Source organism: Thermodesulfobacteriota bacterium, assembly GCA_040755095.1.
Taxonomy (GTDB): Bacteria; Desulfobacterota; Desulfobulbia; order Desulfobulbales; family JBFMBH01; genus JBFMBH01.
The window spans coordinates 44,021-55,117 of the sequence record JBFMBH010000003.1 but is presented as its reverse complement, the minus strand read 5'-3'; the positions used below and the strand labels follow the sequence as shown (position 1 = coordinate 55,117).

Annotated in this window: 8 protein-coding genes; all 8 read right to left on the bottom strand. The window is 68.9% G+C overall.

The window, feature by feature from the left end; translation table 11 throughout:
- Positions 1-37: 37 nt before the first annotated feature.
- Complete coding sequence (locus tag AB1634_01315) at positions 38-877, bottom strand: protein-glutamate O-methyltransferase CheR (GenBank protein MEW6218160.1); 840 nt, start codon at positions 875-877, stop codon at positions 38-40.
- A gap of 35 nt (positions 878-912) precedes the next feature.
- Positions 913-2,007 (bottom strand): chemotaxis response regulator protein-glutamate methylesterase, encoded by a 1,095-nt coding sequence (locus AB1634_01310; protein ID MEW6218159.1) that lies wholly within the window; start codon positions 2,005-2,007, stop codon positions 913-915.
- A gap of 126 nt (positions 2,008-2,133) precedes the next feature.
- Positions 2,134-3,753 (bottom strand): chemotaxis protein CheW, encoded by a 1,620-nt coding sequence (locus tag AB1634_01305; GenBank protein MEW6218158.1) that lies wholly within the window; start codon positions 3,751-3,753, stop codon positions 2,134-2,136.
- 25 nt (positions 3,754-3,778) lie between these two features.
- The gene (locus tag AB1634_01300) at positions 3,779-5,953 is read right to left on the bottom strand and encodes a methyl-accepting chemotaxis protein (GenBank protein ID MEW6218157.1); all 2,175 of its coding nucleotides are present in this window, start codon (positions 5,951-5,953) and stop codon (positions 3,779-3,781) included.
- A 140-nt stretch (positions 5,954-6,093) separates the two neighbouring features.
- Positions 6,094-7,581: an Hsp70 family protein gene (locus tag AB1634_01295; GenBank protein ID MEW6218156.1), complete on the bottom strand. Its 1,488-nt coding sequence runs from the start codon at positions 7,579-7,581 to the stop codon at positions 6,094-6,096.
- The gene (locus tag AB1634_01290) at positions 7,574-7,957 is read right to left on the bottom strand and encodes a hypothetical protein (protein MEW6218155.1); all 384 of its coding nucleotides are present in this window, start codon (positions 7,955-7,957) and stop codon (positions 7,574-7,576) included. The genes AB1634_01295 and AB1634_01290 overlap by 8 nt, the downstream gene beginning before the upstream one ends.
- Positions 7,954-8,784: a ParA family protein gene (locus AB1634_01285; GenBank protein MEW6218154.1), complete on the bottom strand. Its 831-nt coding sequence runs from the start codon at positions 8,782-8,784 to the stop codon at positions 7,954-7,956. The genes AB1634_01290 and AB1634_01285 overlap by 4 nt, the downstream gene beginning before the upstream one ends.
- Positions 8,785-8,987: 203 nt before the next feature.
- Positions 8,988-11,003, bottom strand: coding sequence for a transketolase (gene tkt / locus AB1634_01280; GenBank protein ID MEW6218153.1), 2,016 nt, complete (start codon positions 11,001-11,003; stop codon positions 8,988-8,990).
- Positions 11,004-11,097 lie beyond the last annotated feature (94 nt).

Here is an 11,097-nt window from a genome sequence, read left to right as displayed (position 1 = left end):
TGTCCTGTTGTCTCGCCCGTAGGCTGCCGCCAGCCGTCTAGAGCCAGGGCTTCTGATACAGAATCATGCCGCCCCGGCGGATCGCCCTGAAGGCGTTGGAGATCCGGCTCATGGATTCCGAATGGCCCAGAAAGATGTAGCCGCCCGGATTGAGGCTCTCGAAGAAGTGGGCCACCACCTTCTGCCGTGCCAGGTCATCGAAGTAGATCAGGACGTTGCGGCAGAAGATGAAGTCCACATTCACCACCCGGGCCATCTGGCTGTCCTGGTGCATATTGAGGTGCTCGAAACGGCACATGTGGCGCAGGATCGGGTGCACCCGGTACTGGCCGGTCCTGGTGCGGGTCAGCCACTGGTCCAGGTACTCCGGCGGCATCTCCTTCACCGCCCGCCGGTCATAGAGGCCCTTGCGGGCGGTGTTCAGCACCCGGGTGTCGATGTCCGTGGCCAGGACATCGAGCAGCCAGCTGTCCGGCTCCTCCAGCATCTCCCGCAGGATGATGGCCAGGGTGTATGGCTCCTCGCCGGTGGAGCAGCCCGCCGACCACAGCCGCAGGCGGCGGTTCTTCATGGAGGCCCGCCGGGCGGCCAGCTCCGGCAGGCACTGCTCGGCGAACACCACCAGCTGATTGAACTCCCGGAAGAAATACGTCTCGTTGGTCGTGAGCAGGTTGATGAAGGCCTGCAGCTCCTCCCCCCGGGGATCGCCGAACTTGAGCAGGCGCAGATACTCCAGGGCGGTCTCCGTGCGACAGGCCTCCATGCGGATCTGCAGCCGCTTTTTGACGAAGAGGAGCTTGTTCTCGTCAAAGGCGATCCCGGTCTGGGCATGGATCAGGTCCCGGATCTTGAGGAAATCCGCCAGATCGAGTCGCATAACTGGTCAGGCGCATGCCAGAGCCGGGTCCAGCATCACCGGCCCTGCACCGCTTTGATGATCTCACGGGCCATCTCCCAGCTGCCGGCCAGGAGCTGGACGGCATTGAGGGCCACTGCCGCGCCGGGCATCCCCCAGACCACGGCGCTCTCCTCGCTTTCCGCAATGGTGACGCCCGCCGCCTGGTGGATGGCGGCCATGGCCTTCGCCCCGTCATCGCCCATGCCGGTCATGAGCACCCCCACGGTGTCCTGGCCGTAGACCCCGAGAATCGACTCCATCATCACGTCCACCGAGGGCATGAAGGCATGCTCCGGCCGGGAGGGGGTGCGGATCACCACCTCGCCGGTGGTCCGGCGGGCCACGGTGAGATGGCGGCCGCCCTGGCCCAGGTAGATGGTGCCGGGCTGGACCACCATGCCGCTTTGCGCCTCCAGGCAGCGCATCCGGCAGCAGCGATCCAGGCGCTCGGCGTAGGAGGCGGTGAAGCTGGGCGGCAGGTGCTGGACCATGAACACCGCGGCCGGCAGATCGGCGGGCAGGGCCGGCAGCACATCCAGGATCGTCTTCGGCCCGCCGGTGGAGATGCCGATGGCGACCGCCTTGTGGCCCACCGGCGGCACGGACGGCGCTGGCCGGCTGCGCTGGGGCACGGGCGCGGCCGGCCGGACGGGCTCTGCTGCCAGGCCAGGCCGCTTGCGCGGTCGGGCCAGGCGCACCACCGTGCCGGCGCTGGCCGCGGCCCGCACCTTGCGCAACAGCTCGTCGCTCACCACCGTCAGGTTGGCGGAGACCGTGCCCCCCGGCTTGGCCACGCAGTCGAAGGCGCCCATCTCCAGGGCCTTCAAGGTCGCCTCGGCCCCGGCCTGGGTCAGGGACGACACCATGACCACCTGTCCCAGCCCGTCCCGCACCAGGTGCCCCAGGGCGGTAAGGCCGTCCATGTTGGGCATGTTGATGTCCAGGGTGATGACATCCGGCTTCAGACGGGCGGCCTTGTCCAGAAGGTCCACCCCGTCCCGGGCCGCGCCCACCACCTCCACCCTGGGATCGGTCTCCAGGATCTCCCGCAACACGCGCCGCATGAGCGCGGAGTCGTCGGCGATGAGAACCCGGATCTGGGCTGGCATGTTTGTCTCCTCAGGGTGTGTCGCAAAGGCTGCAGGCCCGTTCGGTCCCGGCGTTCCGGCCTCATGCGGCCCCTGGGACGACCTGTGGGACCTGGAAGACCTGTGGAGCGACCAGGGCTGCTGCGGTCAGTCGTCGATGGCCATGGCGTCCTCGGCCCTGGCCCTGGTCTTCTTGGCGCCGCTTTTGCGGGCCGGCTTCGGCTTGGCGGTCATCGGGGAGGCCGGCGCCGCGCTGCTGGCCGCGGACAGGGCTGCCAGGGCCTGCTGCTCGCCGGCGGTCAGCATGCGGCTGACATCCAGGATGAGGACCATGCGCTTGCCGGCATCGAGCTTGCCGATGCCGGTGATGAAGGCTCGCTGCTCCCGGTCCACCCGGGTCTCCAGGAGGGCCGGCGTCGCCTCGATCTGGGCGCCGGGGATGCGCAGCACCTCGTTGACCTGGTCGACGATGAAGCCCGTGCGCTGGCCGTCCAGGTCCACAATGATGATCCGGGTCCGGTCGCTGACGCTGCGGTCCGCGAGATCGAACCAGGTCCGCAGGTCGATGAGCGGGATGACCTGCCCCCGGAGGTTGGTGACCCCGGCCAGAAAGGCGGGCGCCTTGGGCAGCCGGGTCACCTGACCCAGGCGGTTGATCTCCCGGATCTGGGTGATGCGGATGCCGTACTCCTCGCCACCCACCACGAAGGTGACCAGCTGCTCCTCGGACAGATCCGCCCCTCTGGTGGGGCCTGCGGTCTCCCCGGCGGCCGGCGCCGTGTCCTCCATCAGCTCGCCGACTGCCTCGATGCCCGCCAGCCGGTTGACATCGAGGATGAGGATGAGACGGCGGCCGTCGTCGAGGCGGGCCACGGCGTCCAGCTCGCTGGTGCGCATGGCCAGATCGTCCACGGCCTGGATCTCGTCCAAGGGCACCCGCAGGACCTCTTTCACCCGGTCCACCATGAGGCCCATGGATGGGCCATCGCCCTCCACCACCAGGATCCGCTGCTCGTCCCCGTCCGCCGGAGCCAGGCCCAGGAGGATCCGCAGGTCCAGGATCGGCAGGAGCTGCTCCCGGACTGTCACCAGGCCCCGGACCGCCGGCGGCGCCCCGGGCAGGGCGGTGATCTCCCCGTGGCGCAGGATCTCCTTCACCACCCCGATGTCAAAGGCATACTCCTCGTCGGCGACGGCAAAAGAGACCAGCTGCCGCTCCGCCACCTTGGCGGTGGCCGCCGCCGGCCGGCCGCTGCCATGGGCCAGGGCCGCCGGGCGGCTGGCCGTCCCCTCCGCGGTACCGGCCTCCACAGCCAGCACCTCTTCGGGCCGGATCAGGAGCACCAGCCGGCGGCCGGTGTCCAGTTTGATGACCCCGGCCAGGAAGTCGCCGGTGATACCGCCCTGGGTGGCCGGCGGCGGCGGGTCCACGGCGCCCTGCGGGACCCGCATCACCTCACTTACCCCGTCCACCACCATGCCGGCGATCATCCCGGACACGTCCAGGACCAGAACCCGGGTCCGCTCCGTGGCCGGCATCACCGGCAAGCCGAAACGGCGGCGGCAGTCGATGACCGGCAGCACCGCGCCCCGCAGGTTGGCCACCCCCCGGACATAGTCCGGCGTGAGGGGGATGTGGGTGATGGCCGGAAGCCGCACGATCTCCCGGACCTGGGTGATGTCCACCCCGAACTCCTCTTCCGCCAGCCGGAAACAGACGAGCTGGGATTCGCCCGCGCCGGCAGCTTGCACGCTGGTCTCAGCCATATCGGCACCTCAAGCGGTCGACCCTTTAGGCGTTTTGCATCTCGTCGGCCAGGCTGGCCACGTCCTCGGCGGTGAGCGCAATCTCCTTGATGCCTTTGATCTGCTCGGCTGCCGCATGGCCGGACTGCTCGCTGTTTTGCACCAGCACCTCCACCGCCTGGGCGCTGTCCTCCACCAGGCGGTTGGTGCTGTCCGCCGCGGCGTGGGCATCCTTCATGCGGACGAGGGCCAAGCCCTGGCTGGCCCGGGTTTCCCGGATCAGCCGGGAGATCTCCACCAGGGCCTCCACCGCCACGTTGGCCCGCTCGATCTGCACCTGGATCATGGTGCTGATGTTGGCGATGTCCCCCTTGGCCAGGGCGATCTGGTCCCGGACATCGTCCAGGATCTCCCGCATCTTCTCGGCGTTGTCCGCACTCTCGTTGGCCAGGGAGCGGATGTCGCCGGCCACCACCGAGAAGCCGCGGCCGAACTCCCCGGCCCGGGCCGCCTCGATATGGCCGTTCACCGCCAGCATGTTGGTCTGGATGGCGACGTTGGTGATGGTGTCCACGATCTTGTTGACCTTGGAGAACTCCTTGTCCAGGACCGCCATCTCCTCCATGATCGCCTGGTTGTTCTTGATGGTGTTCTTGATGCCATCGGTGACCATCTCGATGCCGTGGTGGAAGCGCTCGAAGATGCGGCGGAACTGCTCCACCGCCGGCCGGATCTTCGAGTCGAGGATGGCGCGGCATTCGTCCAGACGGCCGTCGGCCATGGCCCGGACCACATCCCGGGCGCCGTGGTGCACGGCGTCATGATGCTCCCGGATCTCGTCGTAGGCCAGCTGCTCCTCCCCGTCCTCCGGCTGGTAATGGTCGTACCAGCAGCCAAAGGCGCACTTGTGGGGATCGAGCTGGCCCTTGAAGGGGGTGTTGTCGGTGATGGCCTTCTCCAGGGCCTCGATATAAAGGAGATGGTCGAGACATTTGATGTGCTCCAGCTCCTGCTGGATGCCCCGCCCCTTGCCGGCGATCTCCTCCCAGATGGCATCCCCTGCCGCCAGATCAGCGAGGGTGGTGTTGGCCAGGCCGCTCACCTCGCCCAGGGTGTCGGCCATGGACCGGGAGCCCTTGGCCACCTCGCTGATGGCCCGCTCGATCTCATCGGCGGAGTTGTCCATCTCCTCCACGGTGGCGGCCAGCTCCTCGGCGGCGGCGGCCACCTCCTCGGCGGACTTGCTGATGTCCACCGAGCTCTTGAGGTCATCGGCCATGGTGGCCAGATCGTTGGCGGCCGCCGACGCCTCGGAGAAGGCCTTCACCTGCTCGCTGGTGCTCTGGCGGATCTGGTCGCAGGAGGCGGCGATCTGCTCCGCGGCGCCCACCATGGTGCTGACATTGCCGCAGGTCTGATCGGCCCGCTCCGCGACCTGGATGGAAATCTGCTTGATCTGACGCACCGCGGCCGTGATCTGGGAGGACTGGTGGCGGATGTTGTTGCAGGCGCCGGCGATCACCCCGGTCTTGCGCTTGTTGGTGGCCGAGATGCTCTCGAAGGCCGAGACCGAAGAGACCACCCGGGCCACCTGATTGAGGGCGTCGTCAATGACATCCTTGATCTTGTGGGCCGAGCTCTCCGAAACCTCGGCCAGGGTCCGCACCTCGTCGGCCACCACGGCAAAGCCCTTGCCGTGATCCCCGGCCCGGGCCGCCTCGATGGCCGCGTTCAGGGCCAGAAGATTGGTCTGGTCGGCAATCCGGGTCACCACCTGGACGATGCCGCTGATGTTCTCCGCCTTGGTCTTGAGCTGGTTGATGACCGTGGCGGAGTCCAGCACCCGCTTGGTGGTGGCGTCCACCGAGCCGGCCAGCTCGGAGATGGCCCGGGTGGTGTCCACCGTCTTCTTGTCCACATCCTCGTTCTTGGCGTCGTACTGCTCGGTGATCGTCCGCACCTCCCCCACCGACCGGCTGGTGGTCTGGGCCGCCTCCTGGAGATGGGTGGCGATCTGGTTCATCTTCTCCGCCGCCGCCGCGACCCCGCCCATGAGATCATTGAGCTGCGCCGACGCGGCGTTGGACTCCTCGATGGCCGCCGACAGCTCCTCCGAGGCGGCGGCCAGACGCTCGGCATTGGCCTGCTGCTTGGCCAGGGTGCGGGCCCGCACCTTCTCCTGGGCCACCCGCTTGTCCTGGTGCTCCTTCTTCACCAGCATGTCGTCCCCCTCCGCCTTGACCCGAATGCCTGTCCTTCCTGCCGGCCGTGCAAGCTTCCTCGCCATCGCTGTCATCCCTCCCTCTTGCGGATCGCATCTTCTGTGATGAAAAGGCTGCCCCTTCTGGGTGCACCCGGCCTTCACGCCTCCTGCATCATCTCGCGCTCCTCGTACGCTCGTCCTGCTCCGTAGCGGCTGACCTGGATCTCGGCCCGGACGCCGCTTGTCTCCTCCACGGCCCGCACCCGCAGGATGCCGTGCCCGTCGATCGCAAAGGTGACACCGATGTCCAGGGTGCCGGCCTGGGCGGGCGGCAGGCTCTCCAGGCCGAACCAGGCCAGGGTGACCGGCTCGGCACCGGGCTCGCCCCGCTCCAGGACATGGATGGTGACCGCGGTCTCGTGGTCGCGGGTGGTGGTGAAGACCCGCAGCCGCTCCACCGGGTAGGCGGTGCCTCGGGGGATCAGGGTCACCAGCTCGCCGGCATCGTCCTCGATGCCCAGATCATGGGCGGTGACGTCCCGGAAAGGGATCTCCGGGTAGGTGCCAGCCAGCACCCCGGCCAGAAGTCCGGCCCCCAGGGCGACGATCTCCTCGGGATTGAGGTCCTGGCGCACCGTCACCGCAGGCGGCAGGAGCTCGGTCAGCAGCCGGCGCACGCAGGGCATCCGGCTGGCCCCGCCCACCATGATCACGGTGTTGACCCAGCCGGCGGCCACCCCGGCGGCAGCCAGGGTTTCGGCGAGGATGGCGCGTATCCGGTCCAGCAGCGGGGTGAACAGCAGCTCGGCCCGGGCCCGGGTCAGGGGCAGATCGAGGTGCAGCGGGCCCGCGGGAGTGATGGTCACGTAGGGGATCATCACCCGGGCCTCCAGCGCGGAGGACAGATCCCGCTTCGCCCGCTCCGCCTGCAGGACCAGTTGCTGGCGAGCCACCGGATCGGCAGCCAGATCGAGGCCATGCTCCTGCCGGAAGACCTCGCGCAGCTCCTCCACCAGCAGGGCGTCGAAGTCGCTGCCCCCCAGGTCGGTGGCCCCGCCCACCTGGCGGACGACGAAGGCGTGTTCCCGGATCTCGATCAGGGTGATGTCCAGGGTGCCACCGCCCAGGTCGAAGACCAGAAGCCGGTCATCCGCACCGTGCTCCAGGCCATACATCAGGGCCGCGGCGGTGGGCTCGTTCATGAGCTTCACCACCGTAAGGCCTGCCGCCTCGCCGGCTTGCAAGGTGGCCTGCCGCTGCCGGTCGTTGAAATAGGCCGGCACGGTGATCACCGCCTCGCGCACCGGTACGCCGAGATAGTCCTCGGCGGTGCGGCGCAGGGAGGTCAGAATGGCGGCCGAGACCCGCTCCGGCGTCCAGTCCTCATCCTGGAGCCGCCAGATCTGCCGGCTGCCCATGGCGCGCTTGGCCAGGGTGACGGTGACCGCGTGGTTGAGTACCGCCTGGGAGCGAGCCAGCTCCCCCACCAGGACCTGACCGGGGTGCACCGCCACCACCGACGGCGTCATGCGCTCACCCCGCTCATTGGCGACGATCACCGGCCCCTGGCGGCTGGGCACCGCCACCAGGCTGTTGGTGGTGCCCAGATCGATGCCGATGATCGGGGTCGCCTCCTGCTCAGTCATCGGCCGCATCCTCTGCAGTCAGAAAGGCCAGATGCGCCTTGGCCCGCCGGTTGTCGGGATCGATACGCAGGGCCTCCCGGGCGCAGGTCCGGGCCAGATCCGGACAGCCCAGCTGCCAGAAGGCCACGGCCAGGTTGTTGGCCGCCTTGGCCAGGCCGGGATCCAGGGCCAGGGCCGCAAACAGGGGCTTCAAGGCGGCAAAGGGATCAGCGACACGCAGCGATTCGATCCCGGCGGCCAGAAAGCGAGCGGCCGGCTCCTCCTGCCCGGGCAACGGGCCGGCATGCTTCTGCCGCAACAGCTCCGCGAGGCTGACGCCCAGGGCATCCCCCCGGCGCTCTCCCCCCCGGGGTTGCTGGCCGCCGGCGCCCTTCATGCCGGCCTCCGGCCCGGCCCGGTCGCCAGCCAGCTCACCGCCGCCTGGTAGTCCCGGGCACCGGCCGAGCGGGGGGCATAGCGGAAGATGGACTGGCCGAAGCTGGGTGCCTCGGCCAGCTGCACGTTCTGGTGGATGGCGGGCATCACCAGTCCGGAGCCGAAGTTGGCCTTCAGCTCGGCTACCACCTTGCGGGCCAGCCGGGTGCTGCCCACATAGAAGGTAGGTAGGATACCGGAGATGACGAGGTCCGGATTGACGCTGGCGTTGATCTGGTAGACGAAGCGCACCATCTCCGCCAGGCCCTCCAGGGCCAGAAAATGGGCCTGGACCGGAATCACCGCCTCCCGGGCCACCAGCATGGCCATGATCGTGAACAGCCCCACCGTAGGCGGCACGTCCAGCAGGAGATAGTCGAAAGCGGCGGTCTCGCGGCTGGCCATGAGCAGCGTGGCGAGGCGGGAGCGCCACTCCGGCGCCGAGCCGCCTTCCACCTCCAGCCCGGCCAGCTGGCTGGAGGCGGGCAGGATGACCAGATGCTGGGGCGCCTCGGCCGAGGGCTTCAGCACCTGCGCCAGGGGCAGGTCCGGATCGGTCAGAAGATCGTAGAGGGTGGGATGGCGGCCGAAGGGAGACCAGCCCAGGGACAGGCTGGCGTGGGCCTGGGGATCGCAATCCACCAGGAGCACCCGGTGGCCCAGCCGGGACAGGCCAGCAGCCACGTTGACCGCGGTTGCGGTCTTGCCGCTGCCTCCCTTGCGATTGGCAAAAACAATCCGGCGCTGGCCAGCAGAGGCGGCGGCCGGGGAAGATGCGGGTCTGGGCATCGACGATCCGAGGTGGCGCGTTGGCTGGGATCCGTCCTCGATGGCCTCTTGGTCGTCATTTTTCCTACGCTAGCAGCTTTCCCCGACCGGTGTCAAGGCAGCTCTTGTGAGCTATCCGTTTGAATTTTTTTCCCATTTTGAACCCCAGCTGGCCGGGCCTCTTCACATGCCGTGGCCGCTGGCAACGGGCCGCGGCGCCGGGGCTAGCCCTGGAGAACGGATTTCGCCCGGGCCACCACCCCGGCCACCGTAAGCCCGAACCGCTCCAGGAGCACCGGCCCGGGCGCCGAGGCCCCGAAGGTGGTCATGCCCAGGACCGCGCCGTCCAGGCCGACGTAGCGCTCCCAGCCCAGGGTCGATGCCGCTTCCACCGCCAGCCGGCTGCGCACCGCGGGCGGCAGCACCGCCTGCCGGTAGTCCGGCGGCTGGGCATCAAAAAGCTCCCAGGAGGGCATGGAGACCACCCGGGTGGGGACCCCCTCCCCTTCCAGGACGCTGCGCGCTTCCAGGGCCAGAGCCACCTCGCTGCCGGTGGCCAGGAGGATAAGAGCCGGGCTGCCGCTTCCAGCCTCGGCCAGGATGTATGCGCCCCGCTCCACGGCCCCGGCGGCCGGATAGCTGGTCCCGTCCAGCACCGGCAAGGCCTGCCGGGAGAGGATGAGGGCCGTGGGCCCCTGCCGCCGGCCGAGGGCTACCCGCCAGGCCGCCGCCGTCTCCCGGGCATCCGCCGGCCGGATCACCACCAGATTGGGCATAGCGCGCAGCGCGGCCAGCTGGCCGATGGGCTGGTGGGTCGGGCCATCCTCCCCCAGACCGATGGAATCATGGGTAAGGATGTAGATCACCCGCTGCCCCATCAGGGCCGACAGGCGCATAGCCGGCTTCATGTAGTCCGAAAAAACCAAAAAGGTGCCGCCAAAGGGAATGAGCAGGCCGGACAGGGCCAGGCCGTTGAGGCAGGCGGCCATGGCATGCTCCCGGACGCCGAAGCGCAGCACCCGGCCGGCCGCGGTGCGGGTGAAATCCCCCCCCCCCTTGATAGCGGTGTTGTTGGACGGGGCCAGATCGGCGGAGCCGCCCAGAAGCTCCGGCAGCACCGGGGCCAGGGCATTGATCACCTGGCCGGAGGCCTGGCGGGTGGCCAGCTTGGCGACGCCGGCGAAATCCGGCAGCCTGGCCTCCCAGCCAGCCGGCAGCTCACCGGCCATAAGCCGCTGCCAGAGGGCGGCGGCCTCGGCATCGGCGGCCAGCACGGCGGCAAGCCGCTCCTGCCACTGGGCCTGCCAGCGCTGGCCATTCTCCCGGGCCTGCCCCAGGTGGGCAGCCACCGCCGCTGGCACCAGAAAGGTCGGCTCCAGGGGCCAGCCCAGGGCCTCCTTGGTGCGGCGGCTCTCTTCCGGCCCCAGGGGCGCGCCATGGGCGTCAGGGGAATCCATCCTGGCTGGCGAGCCAAAGCCGATATGGGTGCGCACCATGACCAGGGATGGCTTGCCCGGGCTGGCCAGCACCCTGGTCAGGGCCGCGGCCACCTCCTCCACATCGTTGCCGTCCGCCACCGTCTCCACCTGCCAGCCGTAAGCGAGGAAACGGGCCCGCACATCCTCGCTGAAGGCCAGATCGGTGCCGCCCTCGATGGTGATCCGGTTGTCGTCATACAGGAAGCACAGGGCATCCAGGCCCAGGTGACCGGCCAGGGAGGCGGCCTCGGAGGCCACCCCCTCCATGAGATCCCCGTCCCCCACAATACCGAAGATCCGGTAGTCGAAGAGCGGCCCGCCGGCCGTGGCAAAAAGGCGGTTCAGATACTGGCGGCCCATGGCCATGCCCACGGCCGTGGCCAGGCCCTGGCCCAGGGGGCCGGTGGTGGTCTCGACGCCGGGGGTATGGCCGTGCTCAGGATGTCCCGGGGTCTTGCTGCCCCATTGCCGGAAGGCGGCCAAGTCCTCCCGGGACAGGTCGTAGCCGGTGAGATGCAGGAGGCTATAGAGAAGCATGGAGCCATGCCCGGCCGAGAGCACGAAGCGGTCCCGGTTCGGCCAGGCGGGATCCGCCGGGTTGTGACGCAGGAAGCGGTGCCACAGGGTATAGGCCATGGCGGCCGCGCCCATGGGCATGCCAGGATGGCCGGACTTGGCCTTCTCCACCGCATCCACGGCCAGGAAGCGGATGGTGTTGACGGCCTCTTGGACGAGTTCCGGGGACGGGTGCGCCGTGCTCATGGCTGCCTCCTGGTGGCGAGATGGGACTGGGGGAAGGGTCGGGAGGCCTATTCATAGCCGATTTGCCCAGGGGCTACAACACCATTTCACCGGG

Coding starts and splice junctions, on each gene's coding strand:
- AB1634_01290 (MEW6218155.1), bottom strand. CDS start 7,957: ATGAAGGGCGCCGGCGGCCAGCAACCCCGGGGGGGAGAGCGCCGGGGG.
- AB1634_01315 (MEW6218160.1), bottom strand. CDS start 877: ATGCGACTCGATCTGGCGGATTTCCTCAAGATCCGGGACCTGATCCAT.
- AB1634_01305 (MEW6218158.1), bottom strand. CDS start 3,753: ATGGCTGAGACCAGCGTGCAAGCTGCCGGCGCGGGCGAATCCCAGCTC.
- AB1634_01285 (MEW6218154.1), bottom strand. CDS start 8,784: ATGCCCAGACCCGCATCTTCCCCGGCCGCCGCCTCTGCTGGCCAGCGC.
- AB1634_01310 (MEW6218159.1), bottom strand. CDS start 2,007: ATGCCAGCCCAGATCCGGGTTCTCATCGCCGACGACTCCGCGCTCATG.
- AB1634_01300 (MEW6218157.1), bottom strand. CDS start 5,953: ATGCTGGTGAAGAAGGAGCACCAGGACAAGCGGGTGGCCCAGGAGAAG.
- AB1634_01295 (MEW6218156.1), bottom strand. CDS start 7,581: ATGACTGAGCAGGAGGCGACCCCGATCATCGGCATCGATCTGGGCACC.
- tkt (MEW6218153.1), bottom strand. CDS start 11,003: ATGAGCACGGCGCACCCGTCCCCGGAACTCGTCCAAGAGGCCGTCAAC.